Origin of the sequence: Vreelandella subglaciescola, assembly GCF_900142895.1 — a bacterium.
Taxonomy (GTDB): Bacteria; Pseudomonadota; Gammaproteobacteria; order Pseudomonadales; family Halomonadaceae; genus Vreelandella; species Vreelandella subglaciescola.
In genome coordinates this window covers 516,892-543,805 of sequence record NZ_LT670847.1, presented here as the reverse complement: position 1 = coordinate 543,805, position 26,914 = coordinate 516,892, and the positions used below count along the sequence as shown (strand labels likewise).

General features: G+C 57.2%; 26 protein-coding genes and 2 tRNA genes. 21 read left to right on the top strand and 7 right to left on the bottom strand.

Annotation, left to right across the window (positions count from 1 at the left end; genetic code table 11):
• Positions 1-27: 27 nt before the first annotated feature.
• The 5 genes from B5495_RS02485 (at position 28) to dcd (ending at position 5,454) form a co-directional block, all read left to right on the top strand.
• A complete protein-coding gene (locus B5495_RS02485) occupies positions 28-873 on the top strand; it encodes an enoyl-CoA hydratase/isomerase family protein (RefSeq protein WP_079554863.1) in 846 nt (281 codons plus the stop codon).
• A gap of 69 nt (positions 874-942) precedes the next feature.
• Positions 943-3,105, top strand: coding sequence for an acetate--CoA ligase family protein (locus tag B5495_RS02480; protein ID WP_079551029.1), 2,163 nt, complete (start codon positions 943-945; stop codon positions 3,103-3,105).
• Positions 3,102-3,956, top strand: coding sequence for an enoyl-CoA hydratase-related protein (locus B5495_RS02475; protein WP_079551028.1), 855 nt, complete (start codon positions 3,102-3,104; stop codon positions 3,954-3,956). The genes B5495_RS02480 and B5495_RS02475 overlap by 4 nt, the downstream gene beginning before the upstream one ends.
• A 75-nt stretch (positions 3,957-4,031) precedes the next feature.
• Positions 4,032-4,832 (top strand): iron-sulfur cluster carrier protein ApbC, encoded by an 801-nt coding sequence (apbC, locus tag B5495_RS02470; RefSeq protein WP_079551026.1) that lies wholly within the window; start codon positions 4,032-4,034, stop codon positions 4,830-4,832.
• A 55-nt stretch (positions 4,833-4,887) separates the two neighbouring features.
• Entirely contained in the window at positions 4,888-5,454 is a 567-nt protein-coding gene (dcd, locus tag B5495_RS02465; RefSeq protein ID WP_079551024.1) for a dCTP deaminase, read from the top strand.
• Positions 5,455-5,535: 81 nt separating this feature from the next.
• Here the strand turns inward: dcd and purN are convergent, their stop codons facing one another.
• A complete protein-coding gene (gene purN, locus B5495_RS02460) occupies positions 5,536-6,267 on the bottom strand; it encodes a phosphoribosylglycinamide formyltransferase (protein WP_079551022.1) in 732 nt (243 codons plus the stop codon).
• Complete coding sequence (gene purM / locus B5495_RS02455) at positions 6,264-7,355, bottom strand: phosphoribosylformylglycinamidine cyclo-ligase (protein WP_079551020.1); 1,092 nt, start codon at positions 7,353-7,355, stop codon at positions 6,264-6,266. Before purM ends, purN begins: the two co-directional genes overlap by 4 nt.
• Positions 7,356-7,527: 172 nt before the next feature.
• Here purM and B5495_RS02450 point away from each other — a divergent pair, with 172 nt between their 5' ends.
• From B5495_RS02450 to B5495_RS02430, 5 genes are all read left to right on the top strand, one after another.
• Entirely contained in the window at positions 7,528-8,646 is a 1,119-nt protein-coding gene (locus B5495_RS02450) for an AI-2E family transporter (protein ID WP_079551018.1), read from the top strand.
• Positions 8,643-9,347: a DnaA regulatory inactivator Hda gene (hda, locus tag B5495_RS02445; protein WP_079551016.1), complete on the top strand. Its 705-nt coding sequence runs from the start codon at positions 8,643-8,645 to the stop codon at positions 9,345-9,347. Before B5495_RS02450 ends, hda begins: the two co-directional genes overlap by 4 nt.
• Positions 9,348-9,396: 49 nt before the next feature.
• The gene (locus B5495_RS02440) at positions 9,397-10,791 is read left to right on the top strand and encodes a class II fumarate hydratase (protein WP_079551014.1); all 1,395 of its coding nucleotides are present in this window, start codon (positions 9,397-9,399) and stop codon (positions 10,789-10,791) included.
• A 104-nt stretch (positions 10,792-10,895) separates the two neighbouring features.
• Positions 10,896-10,972: transfer RNA gene (locus B5495_RS02435), tRNA-Val, on the top strand.
• A gap of 60 nt (positions 10,973-11,032) precedes the next feature.
• Positions 11,033-11,109: transfer RNA gene (locus tag B5495_RS02430), tRNA-Val, on the top strand.
• Between the two features lie 132 nt (positions 11,110-11,241).
• Here the strand turns inward: B5495_RS02430 and B5495_RS02425 are convergent.
• The 5 genes from B5495_RS02425 to B5495_RS02405 all read right to left on the bottom strand — a co-directional run bounded on the left by B5495_RS02425 (position 11,242) and on the right by B5495_RS02405 (position 16,639).
• Complete coding sequence (locus tag B5495_RS02425; RefSeq protein ID WP_079554861.1) at positions 11,242-11,730, bottom strand: GAF domain-containing protein; 489 nt, start codon at positions 11,728-11,730, stop codon at positions 11,242-11,244.
• A gap of 107 nt (positions 11,731-11,837) precedes the next feature.
• The gene (locus B5495_RS02420; RefSeq protein WP_079551012.1) at positions 11,838-12,623 is read right to left on the bottom strand and encodes a MetQ/NlpA family ABC transporter substrate-binding protein; all 786 of its coding nucleotides are present in this window, start codon (positions 12,621-12,623) and stop codon (positions 11,838-11,840) included.
• Between the two features lie 117 nt (positions 12,624-12,740).
• The gene (locus B5495_RS02415; protein WP_079551011.1) at positions 12,741-13,394 is read right to left on the bottom strand and encodes a methionine ABC transporter permease; all 654 of its coding nucleotides are present in this window, start codon (positions 13,392-13,394) and stop codon (positions 12,741-12,743) included.
• Complete coding sequence (locus tag B5495_RS02410; protein ID WP_079551009.1) at positions 13,375-14,418, bottom strand: methionine ABC transporter ATP-binding protein; 1,044 nt, start codon at positions 14,416-14,418, stop codon at positions 13,375-13,377. The genes B5495_RS02415 and B5495_RS02410 overlap by 20 nt, the downstream gene beginning before the upstream one ends.
• Before the next feature lie 802 nt (positions 14,419-15,220).
• The gene (locus B5495_RS02405; RefSeq protein WP_079550256.1) at positions 15,221-16,639 is read right to left on the bottom strand and encodes an IS1380 family transposase; all 1,419 of its coding nucleotides are present in this window, start codon (positions 16,637-16,639) and stop codon (positions 15,221-15,223) included.
• 393 nt (positions 16,640-17,032) lie between these two features.
• Between B5495_RS02405 and B5495_RS02400 the strand changes: the two genes are divergently transcribed.
• The 11 genes from B5495_RS02400 (at position 17,033) to upp (ending at position 26,891) form a co-directional block, all read left to right on the top strand.
• The gene (locus tag B5495_RS02400) at positions 17,033-18,070 is read left to right on the top strand and encodes a glycosaminoglycan attachment site (RefSeq protein WP_079551007.1); all 1,038 of its coding nucleotides are present in this window, start codon (positions 17,033-17,035) and stop codon (positions 18,068-18,070) included.
• A 288-nt stretch (positions 18,071-18,358) separates the two neighbouring features.
• Positions 18,359-19,276: a retron St85 family effector protein gene (locus B5495_RS02395; protein ID WP_154045185.1), complete on the top strand. Its 918-nt coding sequence runs from the start codon at positions 18,359-18,361 to the stop codon at positions 19,274-19,276.
• Positions 19,266-20,207: a retron St85 family RNA-directed DNA polymerase gene (locus tag B5495_RS02390; protein ID WP_079551003.1), complete on the top strand. Its 942-nt coding sequence runs from the start codon at positions 19,266-19,268 to the stop codon at positions 20,205-20,207. The genes B5495_RS02395 and B5495_RS02390 overlap by 11 nt, the downstream gene beginning before the upstream one ends.
• 85 nt (positions 20,208-20,292) lie before the next feature.
• Positions 20,293-21,069 (top strand): hypothetical protein, encoded by a 777-nt coding sequence (locus B5495_RS02385; RefSeq protein WP_079551001.1) that lies wholly within the window; start codon positions 20,293-20,295, stop codon positions 21,067-21,069.
• A 313-nt stretch (positions 21,070-21,382) separates the two neighbouring features.
• Entirely contained in the window at positions 21,383-22,108 is a 726-nt protein-coding gene (locus tag B5495_RS02380) for an SDR family oxidoreductase (RefSeq protein WP_079550999.1), read from the top strand.
• A gap of 203 nt (positions 22,109-22,311) precedes the next feature.
• Complete coding sequence (locus tag B5495_RS02375; RefSeq protein WP_079550998.1) at positions 22,312-22,944, top strand: riboflavin synthase subunit alpha; 633 nt, start codon at positions 22,312-22,314, stop codon at positions 22,942-22,944.
• Positions 22,945-23,057: 113 nt separating this feature from the next.
• Complete coding sequence (locus B5495_RS02370; protein ID WP_079550996.1) at positions 23,058-24,353, top strand: NCS2 family permease; 1,296 nt, start codon at positions 23,058-23,060, stop codon at positions 24,351-24,353.
• A 49-nt stretch (positions 24,354-24,402) separates the two neighbouring features.
• Complete coding sequence (locus B5495_RS02365) at positions 24,403-24,948, top strand: adenine phosphoribosyltransferase (RefSeq protein WP_079550994.1); 546 nt, start codon at positions 24,403-24,405, stop codon at positions 24,946-24,948.
• A gap of 6 nt (positions 24,949-24,954) precedes the next feature.
• Entirely contained in the window at positions 24,955-25,434 is a 480-nt protein-coding gene (gene gpt / locus B5495_RS02360; RefSeq protein ID WP_079550992.1) for a xanthine phosphoribosyltransferase, read from the top strand.
• Between the two features lie 12 nt (positions 25,435-25,446).
• A complete protein-coding gene (gene ung, locus B5495_RS02355; RefSeq protein WP_172824510.1) occupies positions 25,447-26,142 on the top strand; it encodes a uracil-DNA glycosylase in 696 nt (231 codons plus the stop codon).
• A gap of 119 nt (positions 26,143-26,261) precedes the next feature.
• Positions 26,262-26,891 carry a uracil phosphoribosyltransferase gene (gene upp, locus B5495_RS02350; RefSeq protein WP_079550989.1) on the top strand — a complete coding sequence of 210 codons (630 nt, stop codon included), beginning with the start codon at positions 26,262-26,264 and terminating at the stop codon, positions 26,889-26,891.
• Positions 26,892-26,914 lie beyond the last annotated feature (23 nt).

Below are 26,914 nucleotides of genomic sequence, written 5' to 3'. Positions count from 1 at the left end.
GCTTTGTTCCGTAAGCGAGCTGACACCATGCCTTGCCCCGATTCTGTACCCGCCACGTTACCCGCGACGTTCCCTAACTACGAAACCCTGCGCCTTGCCTGGCTGACGCCGGAAGCCGACAGCCGCGTGCTGGAAATTCGCCTGAATCGGCCGCACCGGCTAAATGCGGTGGTTGAAGCGCTTTACGACGAGCTGCTGGACGCGCTGGCCTTTGCCCGCGATACCGACAGCGTGCGTGCGGTCATCCTGACCGGTGAAGGGCGGGCGTTCTGCGTCGGCGCCGATATGAAAGAACACGGCGGCGCGGCGCGTACGCTCTACCAGCGGCGCGCCTATTTACAGCGCGGTAACGACGTCTGCGAGGCGCTGTACCGCCTGCCCAAACCGGTTATCGCGGCGGTCAACGGTTACGCACTGGGGGCGGGGGCGGAAATGGCCGTGGCCTGCGATTTCATCCTGATGGCTGAAGACGCGCAGATCGGCTTTCCCGAAACCAGCATCGGCACCTGCGTGGGCGGCGGCGTGTCCAAAATCCTGCCGCAGATCGTGGGGCTGACTCAGGCGCGGCGGCTTTTATATACCGGCGAAAAAATCACCGGCAGCGAAGCGGCACGGCTCGCGCTGGCACTGGCCGCCTACCCGCAGGGCGCGCTGCCGGAACAGGCGCTAGCGCTTGGCGAACGCCTCGCCGCGCAGGCGCCGGTATCCATCGCCATGCTCAAACGGCTGGTTAACCTCGGCGCGGCAAATGACCTGAACGGCCATCTGCAGCAGGAACTGGACGCGGTCTTTACCTGCTCGACCACCGCCGATTGGCAGGAAGGCGTAGATGCCTTCGCGCAAAAGCGTTCGCCACGGTTTCAGGGCCGCTAGCAGCGATCCGCGCTGCTTGCGTTGCGTCATCCCGCCACTCGTTTCCCCGTTAACAGGTATCCGTCCGTCATGTATCCGATCAAAGGTCATCTTCCCCGGCAAAGCCCGCTGCACGCGATGCTTGCCCCCGAGAGCGTTGCCGTTATCGGCGCGTCCGCCGACCCTACCAAGCGCGGTTACAAGGCCATGCTGGGGCTGGTGAAAGGCGGCTATCGCGGCGCGGTATATCCGGTCAATCCCAAAGCGGCGTCGATTCTTGGCGTTAACGCCTGGCCGAGTCTCGCCGATGTGCCCGAAGCACCGGCGCTGGCGTTAATTTGTACGCCAGCGGCCACGGTTCCCGGATTGATTGCCGAGTGCGGCAAGCGCGGCGTCAAGGGCGCGATTATTCTGGCCAGCGGCTTTGGCGAAATGGGCGGTGAGGGCGTGCGCCTTGAGCAGGAAATGCTGGCGCAGGCGCGCGCTTGCGGCGTGCGTTTGATCGGCCCGAACACCTCGGGCGTGTTCAATTTGCATCATCAGCTGAATTTGCTGGCGCTGGATCACGTCAAAACAGGCGATATCGGTGTGATATCCCAGTCCGGCAACATGCTGCTGTCACTGGCGCTTGAGGCCGAGCACAACGGCGAGGTGGGCTTCAGCACCTACGTGGGGCCGGGCAACCAGAGCGATATCGGCTTTAATGACTACCTGCGCTATCTGGGGGAAGACGAGCACACCCGCGTAGCCACGCTCTATGTGGAAGGCTTTCGCGACGGGCGGGCATTCTTGCAAACGGCGCGCGAGGTCAGCGCGGTCAAGCCAGTGGTCGTGTACAAGTCGGGCTCGACTGCGCAGGGGCAAAAAGCGGCCAGTTCGCACACCGGCGCCCTGGCCGGCAGCTACCGGATGACCGTGGACGTACTGCGCCAAGCGGGCGTCAACGTGGTGCAGTATTCCGACGATATTCTGCCCGTGGCGGAAGGGCTGGGGCGGCTACAGCGCTCACCGGGCAAGCGTGTGGCGGTGATCGCCGACGGCGGCGGGCAGGCCACCATTGCCGCCGACCGGCTGACCGAAGCGGGGCTGTCGCTTGCGGTACTTTCGGAGGAAACCCGCGCGATGCTGAAAACCGCGCTGTTCGCCCAGGCCTCGACCGCCAACCCGGTTGACGTGGCAGGTTCCACCGATGCCAACCCCTCGCTGCTGGCCACCTGCATGGAAATAGTGGCCAACGACCCGGGCGTGGACAGCGTGCTGCTGGTAGGCATGTTCGGCGGCTACAGCCAGCGCTTCGACGAGTCGCTGCTGGGCGATGAGATGCGCGGCGCAGAAGCCATGGTGGAGCTTGCCGACTCAAGCACCAAGCCGGTGGTGGTGTATAGCCTGTATACGCCGGTGAAGCCGCCGGCGTTACGGCGGCTGCGCGAGGCCGGCGTGCCGGTGTATGCCTCGATTGAAAAAGCCGTGCGCGTGCTGGCCGAGCTTGGCGCGCGCGGTGAATACCTGGCTCGCGCGGGGCAAGCGCCGGTAGCGGCCGTCGTGTCCAGCGCCAAAGGGCAGGCGCTGATCGACAACGCCCGGTCGCAGGGACGCGACCTGCTGGAGCCCGAAGCCAAGGCACTGCTGGCCGAACACGGCATTGGCGTCCCCCGGGAACGAGTGGTCCGCGATGCCGCTGAGATGGCCGAGGTGGCACAAGCCTTTGCCGGTACGCCGGTGGCGATGAAAATCGTCAGCCCCGATATTCTGCACAAGTCCGACGCCGGCGGGGTCGCCCTTGGTCTTGAAGGCGAGCCGGCGCTTGCGGCTGCCTACGCCGACATCATGCATTCGGCCAGCGTCTACGATGCCCATGCCTGGATTGAGGGCGTGCTGGTCACGCCCATGGCGGCAAAAGGCGTGGAAGTGATCGTTGGCCTGATGCGCGACCCGACGTTTGGCCCGGTGTTGATGTTTGGTCTGGGCGGCGTGTTTGTCGAGATCCTCGAAGACGTGGCGTTTCGCGCCGCGCCGTTAAGCCGCCACGACGCCGCGTCGATGATCGATCAGCTCAAGGCCGGCAAGGTGCTGGAGGGTGTGCGCGGTGCCGAAAGCGTGGACAAGGACGCGCTGATCGAGCTGTTGCTTGGCGTTTCAGGCCTGATGGAGGCCTACCCGCACATCGCCGAGCTGGATTTGAATCCCGTGATTGCCTACCCCGACGGCTACGCCGTGGTAGATGCGCGCATTATTCTGGAGCGACCCGAATGACCGATAGCCAAGCGAATACAGAGACATACGTTAACGTCGATACGACTATTATACCGTTACCTTGTTTGACTGACGCCACGTTAACGCTGGAGAGCCGCATCGCCACGCTGACCCTCGACCGCCACGATGTGCGCAATGCACTGACCGGCACGGCGCTGGTTGACGATATCGTCGCCGTCGCCGAGTGGGTCAACCGCTGCGATGCGGTGTCGGTGCTGGTGATCACCGGCGCCGGTTCGGCGTTTTCCGCCGGCGGCAACGTCAAGGATATGGCCGAGCGCGGCGGTGATTTTGCCGGCGACGTGGCCGAAGTGGCCGAGCGCTATCGGCGTGGCATTCAGCGTATCCCGCTGGCGCTTGAAGCGGTGGAGGTGCCGATTATTGCGGCGATCAACGGGGCGGCGATCGGGGCGGGGTTTGATCTGGCCAATATGGCGGATATGCGCATCGCCTCAAGTCGGGCCAAATTCGGCGAAACCTTCCTGAATCTGGGGATTATTCCCGGCGACGGCGGTGCCTGGTTCATGCAGCGGCAAATCGGCTATCAGCGTGCTTTTGAACTGACGCTTTCCGGCCGGGTGATCGACGCCGTCGAGGCAAAAGACTACGGCATTGTGCTGGAAGTCGCCGAACCGGAGGCGCTAATGGAGCGTGTCATGGAACACGCGCGGAAAATTGCCGCCCAGCCGCCCAAGGCCACGCGGCTGACCAAGCGGCTGATGAAGCAGGCCCAACAGATGGAGTTGAAGCCGTTTCTGGATGTGTGCGCGGTATTTCAGGGCATGTGCCACAACGAGCCAGAGCATCTGGAGGCGGTCAACACCATGCTGGAAAAGATGGCGAACAAGTAGCGTGGTTTATACGCGTCAGGCTTAGGGGTATCATCGGCAGCGATAATCAAACGGCACTGGATCAAGGAGCGCACGATGGAAGGGGTAAAGCATATTATTGCCGTTGCCTCGGGCAAAGGCGGCGTAGGCAAATCCACGGTGACGGTCAATCTGGCGCTAGCGCTCTCTGCCCAGGGTTACCGCGTGGGCGTGCTGGATGCGGATATCTACGGTCCCAGCCAGGCGCAGATGCTGGGCGTGGCCGAAGGTACAAGGCCTAAAACCCAGGGCGATAAAGCGTTCTACCCGCTTGAGGCTCATGGGATTCAGGCGATGTCGATGGCGTTTCTGGTCAACACCCGGGAGCCCATGGTATGGCGCGGGCCGATGGTCGTGGGCGCTTTTCAGCAGCTGCTGAATCAGACCCTGTGGGATAATCTGGATTTCCTGCTGATCGACATGCCGCCGGGTACCGGTGATATTCAGCTGACGCTGTCCCAGAAGGTGCCGGTTTCCGGCGCGGTCATCGTCACCACGCCGCAGGATATTGCCTTGCTGGACGCGCGCAAGGGCATCGAGATGTTTCGCAAGGTCAACGTGCCGGTGCTTGGCGTGGTTGAAAACATGAGCCTTTATCACTGTGAAAACTGCGGCCACGAAGCGCCCATTTTCGGCGCCGGCGGCGGTGACAGCATTGCCGAAGAATATGACACCACCGTGCTTGGGCGCCTGCCACTGAGCCTGTCGATCCGCGAGTTTGCCGATTCCGGCCAGCCCTCGGTGGTCTCCGAACCGGATAGCGCCGTCAGCCAGACGTTTGCCAGCATGGCGCGTCAGGTGGCGGGTTCAATGGATCAGGCGCCCGGCAAGGGTCCGACGATTTCCTTTAGCGATTAAGCACAGGCGCGCGCCCCTGATCGGCGCGCCGGGCACGGTATATAAGCAGGCAACTATGAGTATAAAGTCAGACAAGTGGATCCGCCGCATGGCGCAGCGCGAGGCGATGATCGAGCCGTTCGAAGCCGAACAGGTGCGCTACGTTAACGAGCAGCGGGTGATTTCCTACGGCACTTCAAGCTACGGCTACGATGTGCGCTGTGCCGACGAGTTCAAGGTGTTTACCAACATCCACTCGGCGATCGTCGATCCCAAGAACTTCGACGAAAAAAGCTTTGTCGATGTGAAAGGTGATGTCTGTGTGATTCCACCCAATTCCTTTGCGCTGGCGCGCACGGTGGAGTATTTCCGTATTCCTCGCAGCGTGCTGACGATTTGTCTGGGTAAATCGACCTACGCGCGCTGCGGCATCATCGTCAACGTGACGCCGCTGGAGCCGGAGTGGGAAGGGCACGTGACGCTGGAGTTTTCCAACACCACGAATCTGCCGGCCAAGATTTACGCCAACGAGGGCGTGGCGCAGATGTTGTTTCTGGAATCGGACGAAGTCTGCGAAATGTCGTACAAGGACCGCGGCGGCAAGTACATGCATCAGCGCGGGGTGACGCTGCCGCGCACCTAGGTTCGGAGACCCTGGCATACATACGCCGGGAGCAAAGCAAGCGGCGCACGATACATCATCGTGCGCCGCTTTTTATTCGGCTTATTCTGCCTGGTCGTCTTCATCCAGCTCTTCGGCGGCGTCTGCATGGCTTAGGCGCATGCCGTGGGCAGGGAGCGGCGTACCGTCCATGGTGACACTCTGACCTGCATAGCGCAGCCGACCCTGCAAAAACCAGTTAACGGCAATGGGCAGGATAAGATGTTCGCGGGCATGAACCTTGGCTTTTAGCGTAGCCGGTGTGTCGTCCTCGGTCACGTCCAGCGCGGCTTGTATCACGACGGGGCCGCTGTCGAGCTCTTCGGTGACGAAGTGGACGCTGCAGCCGTGATTGGCGACGCCGTCGGCCAGCACTCGGGCGTGAGTATCAAGCCCTTGGTAGGCCGGCAGCAGCGACGGGTGAAGGTTTAAAACACGGCCAATAAAGCGCTGGACAAAGCGCGGCGAAAGAATCCGCATAAAGCCGGCGAGCACGACCAGATCCGGCTCGTGGCGCTCGATCACCTTGATCAGCGCGCCGTCGTAGGCCTCGCGATTGTCGTATTCGCGGTGGGGCAGCGCGACGGCATCAATGCCGGCATCCCGGGCGCGCTTGAGGCCGTAGGCGTCGGGTACGTTGGAAATCACCGCGGCAATCTCGCCGCCCAGACGGTCGTGAGACTGCGCCTCGATCAGCGCCTGAAGGTTACTGCCGCTGCCTGAAATCAGCACCACAATGCGCGGCGGCGTGGCGGTCTCGGCGGTGAAGTCGTTTAACGTATCGCTGTCGCTCATGCCGGCGAACCTCCTTCAGCCAGATTATCGAGCGTAACGCTCTCGTCCGCGTGTTGGCGCGCGGCAACCCGGCCAATGCGATAGACCTGTTCGCCTTGGGCTTCAAGGTAGGTCTGGGCGTGTTCTGCCTGTTCGCTGGATACCACCAGCACCATGCCGATACCGCAGTTAAGCACGCGGTGCATTTCGATCTCGTCGACGTTGCCGTGGCGTTTGAGCCAGTTGAACACCTCGGGGCGCTGCCAGCTGGCGGCATCAAGATGGGCGGCGAGATGCTCGGGCAGTACGCGAGACAGGTTTTCCAGCAGGCCGCCGCCGGTAATGTGCGACAGCGCGTGCACTTTGATGTCGGTGTCGCGCATCAGCGACAGCAGCGGTTTGACGTAAATACGCGTCGGCGCCATCAGTGCGTCACCTAGTGTCGTACCGTCAATGGCGGTATCTAGCGAAGCGCCGCTGACCTCAAGAATTTTGCGGATCAGCGAGTAGCCGTTGGAGTGCGGGCCGGACGAGGCAAGCCCGAGGATAACGTCGCCTTCGCCGACTCGGCGGCCGTCGAGTATCTCGGATTTCTCTACCACGCCGACGCAAAAACCGGCCAGGTCGTAGTCGCTGCCGGCGTACATACCGGGCATTTCCGCGGTTTCGCCGCCCACCAGCGCGCAACCCGCCTGCCGGCAGCCGGTACCAATGCCCGTGACCACGTCGGCGGCGATATCCACGTCAAGCTTACCCGTGGCATAGTAGTCAAGGAATTGCAGCGGTTCGGCGCCGGCAACAATCAGGTCGTTCACGCACATGGCCACGAGATCAATACCGATGGTGTCGTGTTTGCCAAGCTCCATGGCAAGCCGTAGCTTAGTGCCCACGCCGTCGGTGCCCGTGACCAGCACCGGCTCCCGGTAGCCTGCGGGAAGCTCGCAGAGCGCGCCAAAGCCGCCGAGGCCGCTCATGACTTCCGGGCGCATGGTGCTTTTGGCAACGTGCTTGATGCGTTCTACCAGCGCGTTGCCGGCGTCAATATCCACGCCGGCGTCTTTATAGCTCAGCGAAGCGGTGGCCGATTGGGAAGGGGATGTCTCGGTCATGGCAAGTCCTGTAAGGCAAGTCCTGTGAAACTAGTCGCGGTGCGCATGCTGGCAAGCGGCCAGCGCCGGTGCGATAACGCGGCGAATTGTAACACCCAGCGGGGCTTATGGCATCGCGCATCTGACAACAGTCAGGCTCTGACAAACAGACACAGCTAAGGAGACGGCGGTAGTGCGACATTCATTATGGTGGCTTTTGTTGCTCGGCATAGTAGTAGCATTGATGTATCTGCTCGATACCGTGCTGATGCCGTTTATCGCCGGTCTTATTTTGGCCTACATGGCCAATCCGCTGACCCACCGTTTTGAACGTTGGGGCATGAATCGCGCGTTTGCGGTGACCAGTGTCTTTTTGGTGCTGCTGGTGGTGCTGACGCTAAGCTTGCTGATATTGGTGCCGTTGATTGTGCAGCAGATCAAGCAGCTAAGCGACGCCGTGCCGGCCATTTTCAGCTGGGTAGAAAACGCGCTGGCGCCCAAGCTACAGGAATGGGTAGGCTATGACCTGAGCACTGAGCTTGCCGGTCTCAAGCAGGTATTCGCCGACAATTGGCGCGATGCAGGCGGCTATCTAGCCCAGGCGCTGGGACAGCTGGGGCGGTCGGGCATGGCACTTATCTCCTGGGTGACGTACGTGTCGCTGATTCCAGTGGTGACGTTCTATCTGTTACTGGACTGGCGGCGGCTGATGGATAACATCACAGCCTTGATTCCGCGCCCCTGGGTTGATGACGCGCGTCGTCTGGCCGGGCGCTGCAATGACGTGCTGTCGGCGTTTTTGCGTGGCCAGCTGCTGGTCATGCTGTGCCTGGGCGGTATTTACGCGCTGGGGCTTAGCCTGCTAGGGCTGAACGTGGGGCTGATCATCGGGGTGATTGCCGGGCTTGCCAGCATCGTGCCGTTTCTGGGCTTTATCGTGGGTATGAGCATTGCGCTGGCGGTGGCACTTTTTCAGATAGGAACACTGTGGTCGATTATCGGCGTGGTGGGAGTGTTTGCTATCGGCCAGACCGTGGAAAGCGTTGTTCTCCAGCCCAAGCTTCTGGGCGACAAGATCGGCCTGCATCCGGTGGCGGTCATTTTTGCCGTGCTTGCCGGCGGTAAGCTGTTTGGCTTTATGGGCGTGTTGCTGGCGCTGCCCGCCGCCGCCGTGGTCATGGTGCTCTTGCGTGAGCTGCTTGAACGGTATAAAAAAAGTACCTTATACGATGCCAGTAACCAGCCGGCCGAGCAGGAAAACGGCCGCCCAGATGGCGCGCAGAGCCGCCGTGACGAAAGGGAGCCATCATGAATCGAGCGCCGGCACAGCTGCCGCTTGGCGTAGGGTTGCGTGACGATGCCACGTTTGGCAACTATTACCCGGGCGCGTATAACGCCCCTCTCGTTGAGCAGTTAACCCGGCAGCTAAGCCCGGACGGCGAGCCGTACCTGTATCTCTGGGGGGCTTCCGGCACCGGCCGCAGCCACCTGCTGCAGGCGGCCTGTCATCAGGCCTCCGATCAAGACGTTCGGGCGCTTTACCTGCCGCTCGCTGATCTGGGGCATTTCCCGCCGCTGATGCTTGAAGACATCGAGCGGCTGGATCTGGTCGCCATCGACGACCTTGAGTGCGTGGTGGGGCGCAAGCGCTGGGAAGAAGGGCTGTTTCATGCGTTTAATCGCCTGCGCGACGCCGGCAAGCGGCTGGTGATTGCGTCCAACGCCTCGCCGCGCCAGCTGCCAGTACTATTGCCTGATCTGGCGTCAAGGCTGACCTGGGGGATGACCTTTCACGTGCAGCCGTTGGACGATGATGGCCGGCGGGCAGCCCTCAGGCTACGCGCTGAGGCGCGTGGTATGGAGCTGCCCGACGATGTGGCGCGCTACATTTTACACCGCGGGCCGCGCCAACTAAGCGAGCTTTGCCGGTCGCTTGACACGCTGGACCGGGCGTCGCTGTCGGCCCAGCGCAAACTTACCATTCCCTTTGTCAAGCAGGCGCTCGGCTGGTAGACGCATATCAGGCGAGTGTCGTTACTGAGTCACCCGAAGGAGAGCCAAGATGTCTCATCATTCAGGATCCACCATGCGGACAGAGCGCGACAGCATGGGCGAACTTGACGTGCCGGCGGATGCGCTTTACGGCGCCCAGACCCAGCGCGCCATTAATAACTTCCCCGTCTCGCAGCAGGCCATGCCGCTTGGGTTTATCCACGCCATTGCCCGGGTCAAGCTGGCCGCGGCGCACACCAACGCCGCACTGGGCCTGCTGGATGACGAGCGCGCAGGCGCTATTCAACAGGCGGCTAAGGCGGTTATTAGCGGCGAGTACGACGACCAGTTTCCCATCGACGTATTCCAAACCGGCTCGGGCACGTCAAGCAACATGAACGTCAACGAAGTGCTGGCACACCTGGCCAGCCGCGGTGGCGTCGAGGTCCGCCCTAACGACCACGTCAACATGGGGCAGTCCAGCAACGACGTGGTGCCCACGGCGATTCACGTGTCGGCGGCGATTGCCGTTGAGCAGTCGCTCAGGCCGGCGCTAATTACGCTGCGCACAAGCATTGCTAAACGCGCTGAAGAACTCGAGCACGTGGTGAAAACCGGGCGCACCCACCTGATGGATGCGATGCCGCTGACCATGGGCCAGGAACTGGGCGGCTGGGTCAACCAGCTGGATCAGGCCATCGAGCGCATCGACAGCGCCATGAACCGCATTCAGCGCATCGCCCAGGGCGGCACGGCCGTGGGCACCGGCATCAACGCGCCGGAAGGCTTTGCCGAGCGCGTGGCGATTCACCTGAGCGAGCAGACCGGGCTGGCCTTTCGCCCCAACGACAGCTTTTTTGCCAGCCTTTCCTCGCAGGACGCCGCGGTCGAGCTTTCGGGCCAGCTCAAGGGGCTCGCCTGCGTGATTATGAAAATCGGTAACGATTTGCGCTGGATGAACTCGGGGCCGCTGGCGGGGCTGGGCGAGATCGAGCTTGAAGCGCTGCAGCCGGGCAGCTCGATCATGCCGGGTAAGGTTAATCCGGTGTTGCCTGAATCGGCGGTGCAGGCGGCAGCACAGGTGATTGGCCTGGATACGGCGATCACGATAGCTGGCCAGAGCGGCAACTTTCAGCTCAACGTGATGCTGCCGCTGGTGGTGACCAATCTGCTGACCTCGATCAACCTGATGGCAAACACCGCGCGGCTGCTGGGCGAGCGGGTAATTCCGGCGTTCAAAGTGCGTGAAGATAACCTCAAAGCGCCGCTTGAACGCAACCCGATTCTGGTGACCGCGCTTAATAGCGTGATCGGCTATAACGCCGCGGCGAAGGTGGCCAAAAAGGCCTATGAGGCAGGGCGGCCGATTATTGACGTCGCCGAAGAAGAGACCGACCTTGACCGCGAAACGCTCGAACGCCTGCTCGATCCCAAGAAACTCACGGAAGGGGGCATTCCGGAATAAGGCCGGCGCGTAAAGTGCTTGCATTTCAGCCGCGAAACCGTAAAATACGCATCCGTTGCCCAGCATCTAATGCCAGATAGCAATGCGAAATAGTAATGTTAAATAGGACCATAGCTCAGTTGGTTAGAGCGCCACGTTGACATCGTGGAGGTCGGCGGTTCAAATCCGCCTGGTCCTACCAAGCGCATTTTTCACGCATACGTTGCATGGCAGCCGGCTAACGTTAATAGCCACAATTTACAGGACCATAGCTCAGTTGGTTAGAGCGCCACGTTGACATCGTGGAGGTCGGCGGTTCAAATCCGCCTGGTCCTACCAGACAAGTGCTTAACAGCACAATCAAACGCCTCGCAGAGCCCCTTCAGGGAAGTCTGCGAGGCGTTTTATTATGTGCGTATAGAACACACGAAAGCTCAATCAACGGCCCCGCGTGGTTTCAACCAACAGCTTTTAGCGCAAAAAATCGGGCAGGTCGGTAGCGGCGATAAATGTCGCCACCAGGGCTTCAACGCCGGCCTGGTCTTCATCGCTGAAGCGGCCCTGTTCGGGGCTGTCGAGGTCGAGCACGCCCCACAACACGCCATTTTGGACGATGGGCACGACCAGCTCGGCGCGTGAATCGGCGTCGCAGGCAATATGCGTGGCAAGGGCGTTAACGTCATCCACCCGTTGGGTTTGCTGCTGGCTGGCGGCAGCACCGCACACGCCTTTGCTGAACGGAATCGGATGGCAGGCCGGTTTGCCCTGAAATGGCCCAAGGCTGAGCAGGGCAGGTTCGCGCTGCAGATAAAGCCCCGCCCAGTTGAGCGCCGGCACCTGCTGAAACATGAACGCGCACAGCTGGGCGCTGTTGGTCAGCCAGTCGCGGGTATCCAGCAGCGCCTCCAGCTGGCGGTTGAGCAGGGCGTAGCTGGGCGCATCGGTTATCGGCGTATTCATTGCGTTGCCTCTCGGGTTGCGGCGGATAAAAAGCGTGGCTGAAAAGCCGCAGGCCGGCATTAAGCCGGCCTGCGAAAGAGGATTGCCTTACATTCCGGCAAGCGTGTTTATTCGGTCCAGCCAGGAACGGCAGCGCCTTTGAACAGCTCGTCGGCTTTTTCGATAACCGCATCGCTCTGGTAGGCATCCACCAGCTGGCGGATATCTTCGCGGTCTTCGTCACCGCCGCGCACCACAATCAGGTTAACGTAGGGCGATTCCGGCCCTTCCTTGATCAGCGCGTCGTCCAGGCTCAGGCCTGCCGGCTGGGCGAAGGTGTTATTGATGAACGCCATGTCAACGTCGGGAAGTACGCGGGGCAGCTGGGCTGCTTCGATTTCGAGGAAACGAAAGTCATGCGGGTTTTCAGCGATATCAATCGGCGTGGCTTCAAGGTTGGTCGGATCGTTAAGCGTGATCAACCCTTTGTTGTGCATCAGGATCAGCGACCGGCCTTCGTTGGACGGGTCGTTGGGCAGCGCAATTTGCGCGCCGTCCGGCAGATCGTCAATGCTGTCGAATTCTTCCGAGTAGGCACCGATGGGGTAAACAAAGGTGTAGCCGGCGACGGCGAAGTCGTAGCCGCGGTCGTTGACCATGGACTGCATGTAGGGCTCGTGCTGGAAGGCGTTGGCATCCAGGCTGCCGTCGGCCAGCGCCGCGTTGGGCGTGACGTAGTCGGTGAACTCGATGATCTCGGCGTCCAGGCCGTGTTGTTCTTCGGCGAGGTCGACGGCGATCTGCATCAAGTCGGTTTCCGGGCCGGCAACGGTGCCGATCTTGAGGGTGTCGGCGTTGGCGACGTTAATGCCTAGTGCCAGCGCGGTGATGCTACCAATCAATAGTTTTTGCATGCTCAGACTCCGATCATTGCTGAATACGTTGTACGGATATCGCGTGATAAAAACAGATGTTTAATATTGCAGCGATAAAAAACAGATGTCTAATGCTTTTTGGTTATCGATGAGCGTTTACTTACGGTCGCTTCTGCGTACCAGGTAATCGCCCAGGCTTTGAAAACCCTGCACCATGACCACGAGAATAACCACGGTGATCAGCATGATCGTGGGGTTGAAGCGGTTATAGCCGTAGCGAATGCCCAGATCACCAAGCCCGCCGCCGCCAACTGCGCCGGCCATGGCCGAGTAGCTGACCAGCGTGACCGCGGTAATGGTCAGTCCGGTAATAATGCCGCCGCGTGCTTCGGGTAGCAGCACCTTGCGCACAATCTGCCAGGGCGTGGCGCCCATTGCCTGAGCCGCTTCGATCAGCCCCGGTGAAATTTCGTTCAACGCGCCTTCCACCAGTCTTGCCACAAACGGAATTGCGGCGATGGTTAGCGGTACCGAGGCGGCGTTAATGCCGATCGATGTGCCTACCAGCATACGCGTGAACGGGATGATGGCGACCATGAGAATGATGAACGGAATCGAGCGCCCGATGTTGGTCACAATGCTCAGCGCCTGATTCGCCAGCGGCATGGCAATAATCTGGCCCGGGCGGGTGATGTAAAGCAGCACGCCCAGCGGTACGCCCAGAAGCGTGGCGATAAGCCCGGAGACGCCGACCATATACAGCGTATCAAGCGTGGCCTGCAAAATAAGATCAATCATCGCGCTGGACATGCCCAAGCACCTCGACTTTCAGTTCGTGGGATTCAAGGTAGCGCATGGCCTGCTGGGTCTGCGCCTGCGTGCCTAACAGTTCGGCGATCATCAGCCCCAGCGTGCGCTCCTGGATGGATTCCACCTTGGCTTGCAAAATGCTGACATCAACGCCGCATTCCCGGGCCAGCCGCGAGATAAGCGGCGTGGCCACGGCATCGCCGGAAAACGTCAGCCGCACCACGGGGTGGGTGTGCTCGTCCGGCGCGTCTTCCAGGCGGTTGACGAGCTCCTGCGGGGGCGAGAGCTGCAAAAAGTCGTTGAGGAATTCGCGGCCCAGCTGAGTCTCGGGCGCGGTAAAGAAGTCGCCGACTTCGGCCTCTTCCACCAGCCGCCCGTCGGAAATCAGGCCCACGCGATGGCAAATGGATTTGACCACTTCCATTTCGTGAGTGATCAGCAGAATCGTGATGCCCAGCGTGCGGTTGATGTCGCGCAGCAGCTCGAGAATGGAGCCGGTGGTTTGTGGATCAAGCGCCGAGGTGGCCTCATCGCAGAGCAGCACCGCCGGTTCACTCGCCAGCGCCCGGGCAATCGCCACGCGCTGCTTCTGCCCGCCGGAAAGCTGAGCAGGAAACTGCTGAACTTTATCATCAAGCCCCACCAGCTTTAACAGCGGCAATACGCGCTGTTTGATGCTGGCGCGGTTGTGGCCCATCAGCTCAAGAGGCAGCGCCACGTTATCAAACACATTACGCGTGGTGAGCAGGTTGAAGTGCTGGAAAATCATGCCGATGCGGTGGCGTGCCCGGTTGAGGGCCTGGCCATCCAGACGCGTCATTTCCTGCCCGTTGACCGTAACGCTGCCGCCGGTAGGGCGCTCCAGCAGGTTAACGCAGCGGATTAGCGTGGATTTCCCCGCTCCGGAAAGGCCGATAACCCCGTGAATGCTGCCCTCGGGAATATGCAGGTCGACATCGCGCAGGGCATGCACGGCGTCGGCGCCGCTGCCGTAGGTTTTACTGACGTTGCTTAGTTCTATCATGACGTCTGCTTTGTGTAGACCAAAACGTAGCGAGAACAACGCGTTGGCTGAAAACGTGTGAGGCCGAAGACGGACTGCGAGGGAGCAAGCGTAGGGGGATAAACAAAAAAAGGCCACCCTGGCGGGTGGCCATCAACGCTGGACACACCCGTTTAGCTGCACTTCACCGAGCTTCAAGCTCGGTGGACGCCCGCAATCTGGGGACAAATCGGCGTCTGGACAATGATGTATAGCGACGTCCATTTTAGGTATTGCATCCTGATAATGTCAAATTTCGAGTAGGCACATCTGATGAAAATCGGCGAAAACGTGGTTTTTATGCCTGTTTTTGGGTTTTTTAATAGAATTTTACTCAGTCAGGTTGAGTAGCCATCGATGAAATGAATACGTCGTGCAGGCCAGGCAGCGCCTCTGCCACGTTGGCTGCGACGCCATTTCGTCTGGTATTGGGAAAGCGGCTGCATTAGGCTGAGTTAATTGAGCTAGCTATAACTCTGTCGGGGCGTACGGTAGCCACACAAAACCTCAATTCATGCCAAAGGAATGGCGGTGCCATGAACACGCATAAACCCGCCTTATTCATCAGGACGCCGAACGAGCGTTTTACGTCCCGTGGTGACCGGGACCGACCGGCTTTTATGTCATACGGTCGCTGAGTAGCCGATTAGCACATAGCTTTATCGTATCAATGCCGTGATATTTATAACTGAAGTTCATTGGTTTCGAGTGACGGCGCAGCCGTGGTCGTCGGCCTCCATAGTGGCCGTTTTGTCTGCTGGAAAAGGCTGAGTAATGCGACGTGTCAGGTCAATGCCGTCAGCCGCGGCAACCCCTTCAGTAAGGATGGCCACCATTTGTCGGCGGCATCGCCGAGGTGCACGGTGATACGCCGGGCGTGCACTGTCAGCGTGGCGGCCACCTTGAGCACCTGCTCGCGCATCCGCTTCAGGCTCCAGCCCTGCCGGGTCTGTCGTTCCAACAGGCAACGCAGCCCGTGTAGCACCTGATAAGCGCAGAGAGTCAGCAGCAGGTTTACCTCGTTGCGGGCCATGACGTCCTGGACGGTGGAGACACCGCGATCAGTCGAGGAGAGATGCATATCGAGCGACGACTTCACCTCGCCCATGTGGGCTTCGGCGCTGCCGCGCTTGCGATAAAGCGCCAGGACCTTTTCCGGCGGCCAGTCGAACTTGCCGAGATTGGTGACCAAAAAGAAGGCATGCAGCAGCAGATCATCGGGCCGCTCTTGTACCACCAGCACCACGCGCCGCGGCGCCGGCCAGGTACCGGCTTGGTACGCCAGGTCATGGCACCATTCCCGAGGTTGCTCGGGGGGCCGGCCGCGTGGCCGCTTCAGATGTGGCGCTGCCAGTGTCTGCAGGCCCGTATGACTGCGCAACCGGCCCAGATACTCGATGTCGCGATCTTCCAGCGCCTCAAGCGTGTCGTTGTCGGTGAAGCCGGCGTCGATGCGCACCTTGACCTTGGCCCCGGTGCTCTCGTTGAGTCGCCGCACCAGATGTGGGATCCAGGTATCGGCATTCTCGGCTGGGCCGGCGTTACCTTCACGCAGCAGGCCGCCCACCATGTCGCCGGTCTCTGCCAGCGAGGCCACCAAAGGCGAGTATATTCTGGCCCCGTAAAGTCCATGAAACGCCGAACCGCCCTGGTGGCCGTGAACGTCGATCGGCAAGCCGTCGATGTCCAGCGTCAGATGCTCGGGGCGTTCGCCGCCGTTCAGCGAGGTCAGTCGCCAGACCGCCAGCCGCAGCAGGCCCTCATGCACGGTATCGATATTGTCGTCGCGGCCCAGGCACGTCAGCAGCCGCGACAGCGTCGCTTGAGATGGCCGGTCCTGAGCCAACGGCGTTGTCCCGCGGGCATCACTGCAGGCTAGCTGCCAGAGCGGGTCACGGCGAAGCGTATCGGTATCGCTGAGGTCGATCCAGCCCATCGAACGCTGCAGCACCAGGGTACGCAGCTGGCTGGCTAACGAGTGGCGGACGCGATCCGGGTCGCGGTGATCGACCAGATGGTCGTCCAGCGCATCGATCATGCCGCTGTTGTCGAGGGCTTCACGCAACAGCAAAGCACCGCTGTCGCTGGTGGTGCGATGGCCGCTGAGCTCGACGCGGATGGACCCGTTGCATGACGGGGTCCAGGGGGATAAGCTTTCACCCATGGCGAGTGGTCCTCTTGAATTGTGTTCGTTCAGGAACATCTTGATTCTACAAGAGAAACTGCTCGCCATCTTCTTTTCTGTCTCAGCCCGGTGAATTAGGCGGGATAAAGTTACGTACCCAGTCGCAACAGGCCTCTTCGGCATGAGGGCTATAGCATTCACTCGCATTACGGCCTTCACGCGATTCACCGGTTTGGACGGCTTGTTGTGTGTCCAGGCGGCTGTTCTCTTGCTATATGGATATACGCACAGTTTTATGGGTGCCGGGAAAAAGCGCAAGCGTGCGAATCCTGCATAGGTAGCCGAATTTTAATTAATTATAATATAAATCAATGTGTTAGGCGAAAGAGGCGGGCTATTTTTGTCGGATAAACGTGCCGGCACGTTTATCCAATCATAGAGCGCGCTGTCTAATACCTGTTAGGCAAAATTATGTCAGAACTACCATTGTTTAAGGATGTAGCAAAAATAGAGGCTCAACATCCGGTCTATCAGATGATTCGGGATGGTGACTATGCGCCTGAGCGCAAGGTCTTGCTTGAATGGTCGGATGGTTTCGAAGATCGAGATGGAAAATTCTGTCACGAATTCCAGACCAGCTTTGAGCCTTGTTTGTGGGAGCTGTATCTCCATGCTTTTCTGAAAGAGCTAGGAGCTACCATTGATTTTAGCTATTCAGCGCCAGATTTTGTGGTCGATGCAGAGGAGCCTTTTTGCATAGAGGCTACCATCTCGGCACCTCCGATGGACGGTCAACCAGCGCATGGGTATTCAATGGATTCCTTGCCAAGTGACTTTAATCGATTTAACCAAGACGCAACGATAAGGCTATGCAATAGCTTCACTTCGAAAGTGAAAAGACTGAGGGAAAGGTACTCAAAGTTAGCACAATGCAAAAACAAGCCATTCGTTTTAGCTATCGCGTCATTTGATAGACCATTCTCTCATATGTCTGCGTTTAGGCCAATCATAAGCGCATTATATGGTCTGTACCATGACGAAGAACAAACTTTAGCTTCAGGCTCAAATGAGATGGTCAGCTATAATGTAAGTGGCGTATTAAAGAATGAGAATGCAACTATAGATCTTGGTTATTTTTGTTCGCCAGAATATTCAGATGTTAGCGCCGTAATTTTCAGTAGTCTTGCTACTTGGGGGAAAGTAAGGGCGTTGGCTGATAACCCTTCTGCAATGACTGTATATACTACTTATCACCCAAACCGTGGTTCACTTTATCCAATCATTAGGAAGATCTCAAAGTCCGAGTATTTCGAGCATCTTTCGGATGGTTTGTGCGTGTTACATAATCCCTTTGCTAAGCACCCGCTAAAGCCAAGTGCGTTGAGTCATGAGAGGTTAGCCCAGGGTTTTGTGAAGGATGACGGTGAGCTAGACTTTTCCGCACCAGATGATTTCTTGCTCATGCGATCGCTTATGTCAGTCAAAGTGGACAAAAGTGGCGGAAGCTAGAATGCCTAACAATAGGCTGTTGTCGGACGCACCTACGCTGGCGCTTCGGGGCGCCGCAAAGCCAAAGCGTTACAAATCAATGGCTAGGTTCGTTGGATTGACTAACAGAGAGGGAAGAGGTATCTTTCTGATGTCACCTAGCGATTATGGGCTTAGGCCCATCGGAACACGAGTCGTGTTCTGCCTCTGGATTTTTAACTTTCTGGCGTTACTTCCTTTGACGGAAGGCGCTAGTCAGCGCCTTCCGTCAAAGGAAGTAACGCGTGCTTAAGTAGGTGACAACTTACAATGCTTCATGAAATTAGACATAAAAGACTGGTACATGACCGTCTAAGCGCGCTGAGACGGTCAATTAACTCCGGTCGTGTTCTTCTTCCCCCTACTATTGCCCGTTTCGTTTTTTTGTGCGGAGCTAATAAATCAAAAGAAGAAATATCAGAGCGACGTAGAGCGCTCATGGATTTTTCTGACAAACACCTGCCTCATACATATTTTTTCCTGGCAGAAAGAATGTTTTCAACACTAAAAGAAGAGGGCCATAAAGAAAATCTTCTTGATGTTGAGCATTTGATTTCTGATTTCTCTGATTACGTCCTAATCGTTTTGGAAAGCCCGAGTTCTTTCACCGAACTGGGTGCATTCTCTCATCGGACTTTGCGTGAAAAACTTGTCATCATAAACGATGAGAAGTTTAAAGACGAAGAGTCTTTTATAAACCTCGGGCCGATTAAAGCTATCAATGAGTCGTCAGGTCCGGAAAGAATTATTTGTTATAAGATGAGCAATGATGGCATATGGTCAAAGGATGCGATCGGAGATACGTTTTATAAGATATATAATCTTTTTCAAAAGCCTTTGAAGTCCAAGTCAAAATCCGCAAAGCTAGAGTCCCTACATCCAGGCGATTCGTTCGATAAGTATTCTGCGATGTTCTTACATGATTTAGTATTCTTGTCGGGGCCTCTTACCCATAAGGAAGTAATAGAGTTATTGATACAGCTCTTTGGTAAGTCAAACTTTAATAACGTCTCTAAGCTCTTAGCAATTCTCTGCGCTTTTGGTTCAATTGAAAGAAACGTGAAGGGTCTTTATCGATCAAAAAAGTCGGATTGTTACTATAAATATAATTTCGATTTGTCTCCTTTTATAGCTGTTTTTCGGAATTACGCGCAAAGAAAATACCCGGAAAGACTTTATGCGTATTGAAGAAGTGATCTCAAGAGACCTTAAGGTTCCAGAAAGTCTCATCAATGAGGCAATTTCTGGAGCTAGAGTTCGAGTGAAAAAGTTTCAAATTCCTAAAAGATCCGGTGGTTCTAGAGAAATTTTCCATCCATCGAAAAAGCTTAAGGTTATCCAGTATTGGTTAATGCATTCGGTATTTTGCAATATGCCCCTAAGCGATGCTGCGATGGCATATAGAGAGGGGATCTCGATACTACATAATGCCAGAGTCCATTCGTTGAACCGGTACTTCTTAAGAATGGATTTCAAAGATTTTTTTCCTAGCATACGCTTCGAAGATGTTGAATCTCATATTAAAGCGTGGCACCGAAATTTCAAACCAGAGTGGGACTTGAACGATAAATCATTGGAATTTATTAACCAGTCTTGTTTTTATAAGGATGCTAGATTAGCAGTTGGGTATCCGTCGTCCCCTGCCATTAGTAATATAGTTATGAGGGATTTTGATTCCAAGATTCTCAACGAAATTGGGTCAGAGAAATATGGAGACGTGGTATATACTAGGTATGCTGATGATATGGTTTTTTCGACTAATCAAAAGGGGGCTTGCAAGGAAATAATTAAGGCTGTTAAGGAAATTGTTAGTGTTTGCAAGTCTCCTGTTTTGGAAATAAATGAATCTAAAACTCGCTTAGGTAGTAGCACGGGCGGATCGGCTTCGGTTACTGGGCTAAAGATCTGTTCAGACGGTCGTATCACTATAAATCGCAAGCATAAGGATCATATAAGATTAATGCTTAGCCTCTTTTCAAAAGGTAAGCTTGATCCAAAGGAAGTACCATCGCTAGCTGGGCACTTAGCTTACTGTCATTATGTAGCCCCAGATTTCCACTCCGGGCTGTCCAGTAAGTTCTTCAAAGAAATACATCAAATTCGGACTATGGATTTGTAACAATCGGCAGCACAGCGACCGATTTTCCGCCGCTTTGCGGCTCCAAACTGGCGCGTGAGCCGGGCGTTAGAAAGAGAGGCGTACATTGAAGATACATATACGTAAGCCGGCAGCTAAGCCGACTAAAAGTGTTTGGCATAGAATCGACGCCGTATACTCTGGTCTGGCATTGATTGCAGCCGTGGCTTTTTTGTTCACACTCTCCGTTCTGATTTTTTATGGAAGGTATTTCCCTGGGGGCATCTCCTCTGAGCATGATGCTTGGGCGGAGTTTGGCACGTTTCTAGGTGGAGTGCTGACTCCCGCATTCTCTTTCCTAACCTTTCTCGCGCTTCTAGTTACAATAATGTTTCAGCGATTCGAGCTTAAAAATTCGCAGATTTCACTAGGCTTAATTAGGGAGGAGCTGGAGCTAGCTAAAAGTACCGCTGAAAAATCTGTAGAATTTAACAAAAATGAATCGGAGCGAGCTGAGCTTTTTAATATGATAAAGTTCGTCCATAGTGAGATAAGCAATCTTCATTCTAGCGAAGTAGATTTCGTCGCAGGTGCGACGTTAGGTTTTTTCTTTTCGAGTTCGGCTCCGTCAAAGGGTATAAGTTCTATCCCTAAGAATTATGATCCTGTTACAGATCATGATCGTGTAGTCTTGGCTGACTTATGTGATTACATGATGGAACTGAATAACTACCTCAATAATTATGAAGGAAAATTCGGAGCATCCGCGTTAACGTACTATTACAAAAAACGTCATGCGACTGCTAGTGATCGCCTTATCGAGAAAGGATTTCTTCTTGAGCCTATGCTAAGCGCTTTTAAGGAAATTGGTTACAGCTGGACTGCTCCTGTTTCAGTTAAGTGAAGCAAATTAAACTATTGGGATTATTGTTCTAACAAGATGCTGTTGCCGGACAATTTTAAAACCGCTTTGCGCTTTCAAAATTTCCGCAAAGCTCTGCGTTATAGTCGTTAATTAAATACAGTATTTTGAACATGGAGTGGTTTCCATATCTATAGGTGAGTGGCGAGAATATAGATTCTGTCGAGAGTAAAGTTTCGGGGCTATGTGTCCAGCCTCAATATCGGCGTTGTTCGCCGAGTTCTGATCCACCAATATATAGATGAGTTCAGTGGGCTATCATGCCTGAGTGAGACTACTTCAAAGGAGACGGACAATGACCCATGCAGCTATATCTCTCGCGGGGAAGCGGGTCGTGGTTATCGGTGGAACCTCTGGCATCGGCTTTGCGGTTGCCAAGCTCGCACAAGAATTAGGTGCGGCGGTCGTGATTGCCTCACGTAACTCTGCCCGTATCGATGCTGCTGTCGAGCGCCTGCCGGGTGCGGCGGGTGATAGCGTCGATCTGCGTGACGAAGCCAGCATAGCGAATTTTTTTGAAAATCTCGGCGAGTTCGATCACCTCGCGGTTACCGCCAATGATTGGGGTAGTGCTGGCTCGGGCACCACGTCGGATATTGATCTCGCGGCAGCGCGCGATAGCTTTGAAGTCCGTTTCTGGGGAGCCCTCGCTGCCGTCAAGCACGCCAGCCGTAACATCGCTTCGAATGGCTCGATCACACTGACCAGCGGCATGCTTGCGCATCGCCCGAAGAAAGGCGCTCTGTTGACGAGCACCGTCATCGGGGCGGTAGAGCACATGGCACGTGGTCTCGCCGTTGATCTCGCGCCGGTGCGGGTTAATACGGTATGCCCGGGGCTTACCTTGACCGAGCACAGTAAGCAAATGCCCGATGAAGTATTGCACGCGGCTGTTGCAGAGCTGCCTTTGCAAAGGAGTGCCTCTCCGGAAGAGGCCGCCGCCGCTTATGTTTATTCGATGCTCAACGCTTATGTGACGGGGCAGACCATGCCCGTGGATGGGGGTGGCGCATTGGTATGAAGTGTTGTTGACCGGCTGATTTCCAACTCAGGCTGCCCCTGTTCAATAAACGACGCGTCTTCGCTACAGCCGCCGGTTAATGAGGCGCTATCCCGCACCCCGCAGGCGAAAAATCCCCCTCACTAATGGCACAATAGCGCCCGGATCGGTGCCAGGCTGCTTGGGCCTGGCGCGGAATTTTGACACATCAAGGAGACGCAACCATGTTTACCGGTATCGTGCAGGGGACGGCAAAAGTGGTGGAAGTACGCGAGCGTGAGGCGTTTCGCACTCACGTGGTGGCCATGCCCGAGGTGTTACGCGAGGGGCTTGAGATCGGTGCGTCGGTGGCGCACAACGGCGTTTGCCTGACGGTGACGGCGGTTGACGGCGACAACGTGCATTTTGACTTGATGCGCGAAACGTTGCGGGTGACCAACTTGGGGAAAATCGCCGTTGGCGACCGCGTCAATCTTGAGCGGGCGGCGCGCTTCGGGGATGAAATTGGCGGGCACGCGATGTCCGGCCATGTGATGAACGTGGCCGAGGTGCTGTCCATTGAAGAGGCGCCCAACAATCGCCGGCTGTGGTTTGCCTTACCCGACGAGTGCGCGCGGTTTGTGTTTGATAAAGGCTACGTGGGCGTGGACGGCATCAGCCTGACCGTTGGCGAAGTGCGCCGCCCCGATGATGCGCCGGCGTCGTTTTGCGTTAACCTGATTCCTGAAACCCTGACCCGCACCACGCTTGGCGAACGCGTGCCGGGAGACGTGATAAACATTGAAATAGACCCGCAGACCCAGGCGATTGTAGAAACGGCAGAGCGCTTTCTGCAAAGCCACCGGGCAGGCGTTTAACACGGCGGCAGGGTGTCCGTGAGGCTCGCATCACGGCACGCCTTTGGGTAAGATATGCGCCTTTTCTTGCCCCCTGCTATCGCGAGAGCGTTGGCGCGAAGGATAAAAAGACCATGAAATTTCTCGATAGCTATTTCAAGCTCACCGAGCACAATACCAATATAAAAACCGAGATCATTGCGGGGATCACCACCTTCCTCACCATGGCCTACATCATCTTTGTGAACCCGAGCATTTTGTCGGAAGCAGGGATGGATTACGGCGCGGTCTTTGTCGCCACTTGCCTGGCGGGCGCTATCGGCTGTCTGATCATGGGTATTTTGGCCAACTATCCGATTGCCCAGGCACCGGGCATGGGGCTTAACGCCTTTTTCACCTACACCGTCGTGCTGGGGATGGGCTATTCATGGGAGTCCGCGCTGGGGGCGGTATTCTTCTCGGGGCTGTGCTTTTTCGTACTGGGTATCCTGCGCGTGCGTGAATGGATCATCAATTCCATCCCGCTGTCGTTGCGGCTGGGGATTGCCGCCGGTATCGGGCTGTTTCTGGCGATGATCGCACTGAAAAATGCCGGGATCGTGGTGGCCAATCCGGCGACGTTTGTTGCACTCGGGGATCTGAGTCAGCCATCTGCCATCTATGCGCTGGCCGGTTTTTTCGTGATTACCGCGCTGGCTTACCTGCGCGTGACCGGTGCCGTACTGATCGGGATTCTGGGCGTGACCCTCGTGGCGACGCTGCTGGGCCATAATGAATACGGCGGACTGATGTCCATGCCGCCCTCGATTGCGCCGACCTTCATGCAGATGGACCTTGTCGGCGCGCTTGATGTAGCCATGCTCAGCGTCATTTTCTCCTTCCTGTTTGTCGATCTGTTTGACACCTCGGGTACGCTGGTCGGCGTTGCCCAGCGCGGAAAACTGCTGGATGAAGACGGCAATTTCCCGCGCCTGGGGCGCGCCATGGTGTCTGACAGTACGGCCACCATGGCCGGCGCTATGCTGGGTACGTCGACCACCACCAGTTACATCGAGTCCACCGCGGGTATCGCGTCGGGCGGGCGTACCGGCCTGACCGCCGTAGTAGTTGCCGTGATGTTCTTGATCAGCCTGTTCTTTGCGCCACTGGCCGGCTCGATTCCAGTGTATGCCACGGCCGGCGCGCTACTCTACGTCGCCGTATTGATGGCAGGCAGTTTGTCCCACGCCGACTGGGAAGACCCCACCGAGGCGGCGCCGGTACTGCTGGCGGCTATCGGCATGCCGCTGACCTACTCGGTGGCGGAAGGTATTGCACTGGGCTTTATCAGCTACGTGGCGATCAAGCTGCTGTCCGGCCGCTTTCGCGAACTTAACCCGGCCGTTATCATTCTGGCACTGCTTTTTGTGGGCAAGTTCGTCTACTTGTAGGCCGCGCCACTGACCTTTATTGACCATTCACCAGCCCATGAGAGACGTGATGAGTATCTACGGCGACTATATCAAGTCGGTGATTCGCACCGTGCCAGATTGGCCGGAGCAGGGCGTCAACTTTCGCGATATTACCCCGCTGCTGCAAAACAGCTCGGCGTTCCGCAAGCTGATCGACAGCTTTGTGCATCGCTATCAGGACATGAACCTGGATGCCATCGCGTCGATTGATGCCCGTGGCTTTATCATCGGCGCGCCGCTGGCTTACGAGCTTGGCTGCAGCTTTGTGCCGGTGCGCAAGAAAGGCAAGCTGCCGTTCAAGACCATCAGTGAGACCTATAAGCTGGAATACGGGCATTCCGAAGTCGAGCTGCATTCCGATGCCTTTCATCAGGATGATCGCATTCTGCTGATGGATGACCTGATTGCCACCGGCGGCACCATGCTGGCTGCGGCCAACCTGATACAACGCTGCGGCGGTCATGTGGTTGAGACCGCCACGATTATCGATTTGCCTGAACTGGGCGGGTCACAAAAAATTCGCGATGCCGGCTATAGCGTATTCGCGGTTTGTTCTTTCACCGAAGACGAGTAACGCCCCATGAGCAGCGAACGCTACCATCAGCATTTCACCGTATCCTGGGACCAGCTGCACCGCGATGTGCGCCAGCTGAGTCACCAGCTGATCGAGCGCGACTTCAAGGGCATCATCGCGATTGCCCGGGGCGGTTTGATTCCGGCGGCGCTGATTGCCCGCGAGCTCAACGTGCGCCTGATTGATACCGTGTGCATCAAAAGCTACGACTACAAGGATCAGGGCGGCCTTGAAGTGCTCAAGGGCATGGATCACGACGGCGAAGGCTGGCTGCTGGTAGACGACTTGGTTGACACCGGAAAAACCGCACGCGCCGTGCGCGAAATGCTGCCCAAGGCGCATTTCGTCACCATTTATGCTAAGCCCGAAGGGCGCCCGCTGGTGGATCAGTACCTGACCGAAGTCGGCCAGAACTGCTGGATCCAGTTCCCCTGGGACATGGGTGTGGCGTACGTCGAGCCGCTGGTCGATCAGGTCAAAAAGTAACGCGAGTCGATGATGATCAGTCCGCTACCCTCTGAGTGGAACCAATGGCTCGGCGACGAGTTTCAGGCCGACTATATGCAGGCGCTGAAGCGTTTTCTCGCTGAAGAAAAAGCCGCTAAAAAAGCCGTTTTTCCCCATTCCTCCCAATGGTTCCGTGCCTTTGAGCTGACGCCGCTTTCTCGGGTCAAGGTGATTATTCTGGGTCAGGATCCGTACCACGGCCCGAGCCAGGCGCACGGGCTGTGCTTTTCGGTACAGCCCGGCATCAAAGTCCCGCCTTCGCTGGTCAATATCTACAAGGAGTTGGCAAGCGACGTGGGATTTACGCCGGTGAAGCACGGGTTTCTCGAACCCTGGGCACGCCAGGGCGTGTTGATGCTCAACACCGCGCTGACGGTGGAGCAGGGCAATGCGGCCTCGCACCGGGGCAAAGGCTGGGAGACCTTCACCGATCGTGCCATTGAAACCGTCAGTGCCCATGCGCCACCCTGTGTGTTCATGCTTTGGGGCAGCCATGCGCGGCAGAAAAAGGCGCTGATTGATCAACGGCGCCATCTGGTGCTGGAAGCGCCACATCCGTCACCGCTGTCGGCGTATCGGGGGTTTTTCGGCACACGGCATTTTTCCCGTGCCAATGCGTTTCTGGCGGAGCAGGGTCGAGCGCCGGTTCAATGGCAGCTGCCGGATCATCCTGACGAGCCGGCCTGAAGTTCGGTCTTAACCTGAGCAGGAATTGCGCGTATAATGTCGCGCAATTTTACGCACGCCTATTTATTCCGCACGCTAGGCGACGCCGGCCGTTGCCCATCCCCGAACGAGGAACTCCCATGAGCGTTCACGCCATTAACCATCCGCTGGTGCAACACAAGCTGGGGCTGTTGCGCGAAGCTGACCTTAGTACCAAAAGCTTTCGCGAACTGGCCGGTGAGGTGGCCAAGCTGCTCACTTATGAAGCCACCCAGGGGCTGTCGCTGGAAGATCACGAGATTCAGGGCTGGAACGGCGAGCCGATCGCGACGCGGCGGCTAAAGGGCAAGAAGGTAACGGTAGTGCCGATTCTGCGCGCGGGGCTTGGCATGTTGGAAGGCGTGACCGATTTACTCCCCAGCGCACGGATTAGCGTTGTCGGCCTGTATCGCGATGAGGAAACCCTGCAGCCGGTGCCTTACTTCGACAAGTTCACCAACGATATCGAAGAGCGGCTGGCGATTGTCATTGATCCCATGCTGGCTACCGGCGGCTCAATGCTTGCCACCCTGGATATGCTGCGTCAGCGCGGCTGCAAGGAAATGAAAGTGATCGTGCTGGTCGCCGCTCCCGAAGGGATCGAGCGCGTACAGAAAGCCTATCCCGATATTGAAATTTACACCGCCTCGGTGGATGAGCGCCTCGATGAAAACGGCTATATCGTGCCCGGCCTTGGCGACGCCGGCGACAAGATTTTCGGTACCCGATAAGCGGTGCCCGTGTTAATTGCCCC

Excerpts from the sequence above, each read along its gene's own strand:
- B5495_RS02485 (WP_079554863.1), top strand. The coding sequence starts at position 28 with ATGCCTTGCCCCGATTCTGTACCCGCCACGTTACCCGCGACGTTCCCT.
- B5495_RS02480 (WP_079551029.1), top strand. The coding sequence starts at position 943 with ATGTATCCGATCAAAGGTCATCTTCCCCGGCAAAGCCCGCTGCACGCG.
- B5495_RS02475 (WP_079551028.1), top strand. The coding sequence starts at position 3,102 with ATGACCGATAGCCAAGCGAATACAGAGACATACGTTAACGTCGATACG.
- apbC (WP_079551026.1), top strand. The coding sequence starts at position 4,032 with ATGGAAGGGGTAAAGCATATTATTGCCGTTGCCTCGGGCAAAGGCGGC.
- dcd (WP_079551024.1), top strand. The coding sequence starts at position 4,888 with ATGAGTATAAAGTCAGACAAGTGGATCCGCCGCATGGCGCAGCGCGAG.
- purN (WP_079551022.1), bottom strand. The coding sequence starts at position 6,267 with ATGAGCGACAGCGATACGTTAAACGACTTCACCGCCGAGACCGCCACG.
- purM (WP_079551020.1), bottom strand. The coding sequence starts at position 7,355 with ATGACCGAGACATCCCCTTCCCAATCGGCCACCGCTTCGCTGAGCTAT.
- hda (WP_079551016.1), top strand. The coding sequence starts at position 8,643 with ATGAATCGAGCGCCGGCACAGCTGCCGCTTGGCGTAGGGTTGCGTGAC.
- B5495_RS02440 (WP_079551014.1), top strand. The coding sequence starts at position 9,397 with ATGTCTCATCATTCAGGATCCACCATGCGGACAGAGCGCGACAGCATG.
- B5495_RS02425 (WP_079554861.1), bottom strand. The coding sequence starts at position 11,730 with ATGAATACGCCGATAACCGATGCGCCCAGCTACGCCCTGCTCAACCGC.
- B5495_RS02420 (WP_079551012.1), bottom strand. The coding sequence starts at position 12,623 with ATGCAAAAACTATTGATTGGTAGCATCACCGCGCTGGCACTAGGCATT.
- B5495_RS02415 (WP_079551011.1), bottom strand. The coding sequence starts at position 13,394 with ATGTCCAGCGCGATGATTGATCTTATTTTGCAGGCCACGCTTGATACG.
- B5495_RS02410 (WP_079551009.1), bottom strand. The coding sequence starts at position 14,418 with ATGATAGAACTAAGCAACGTCAGTAAAACCTACGGCAGCGGCGCCGAC.
- B5495_RS02405 (WP_079550256.1), bottom strand. The coding sequence starts at position 16,639 with ATGTTCCTGAACGAACACAATTCAAGAGGACCACTCGCCATGGGTGAA.
- B5495_RS02400 (WP_079551007.1), top strand. The coding sequence starts at position 17,033 with ATGTCAGAACTACCATTGTTTAAGGATGTAGCAAAAATAGAGGCTCAA.
- B5495_RS02395 (WP_154045185.1), top strand. The coding sequence starts at position 18,359 with ATGCTTCATGAAATTAGACATAAAAGACTGGTACATGACCGTCTAAGC.
- B5495_RS02390 (WP_079551003.1), top strand. The coding sequence starts at position 19,266 with ATGCGTATTGAAGAAGTGATCTCAAGAGACCTTAAGGTTCCAGAAAGT.
- B5495_RS02380 (WP_079550999.1), top strand. The coding sequence starts at position 21,383 with ATGACCCATGCAGCTATATCTCTCGCGGGGAAGCGGGTCGTGGTTATC.
- B5495_RS02375 (WP_079550998.1), top strand. The coding sequence starts at position 22,312 with ATGTTTACCGGTATCGTGCAGGGGACGGCAAAAGTGGTGGAAGTACGC.
- B5495_RS02370 (WP_079550996.1), top strand. The coding sequence starts at position 23,058 with ATGAAATTTCTCGATAGCTATTTCAAGCTCACCGAGCACAATACCAAT.
- B5495_RS02365 (WP_079550994.1), top strand. The coding sequence starts at position 24,403 with ATGAGTATCTACGGCGACTATATCAAGTCGGTGATTCGCACCGTGCCA.
- gpt (WP_079550992.1), top strand. The coding sequence starts at position 24,955 with ATGAGCAGCGAACGCTACCATCAGCATTTCACCGTATCCTGGGACCAG.
- ung (WP_172824510.1), top strand. The coding sequence starts at position 25,447 with ATGATCAGTCCGCTACCCTCTGAGTGGAACCAATGGCTCGGCGACGAG.
- upp (WP_079550989.1), top strand. The coding sequence starts at position 26,262 with ATGAGCGTTCACGCCATTAACCATCCGCTGGTGCAACACAAGCTGGGG.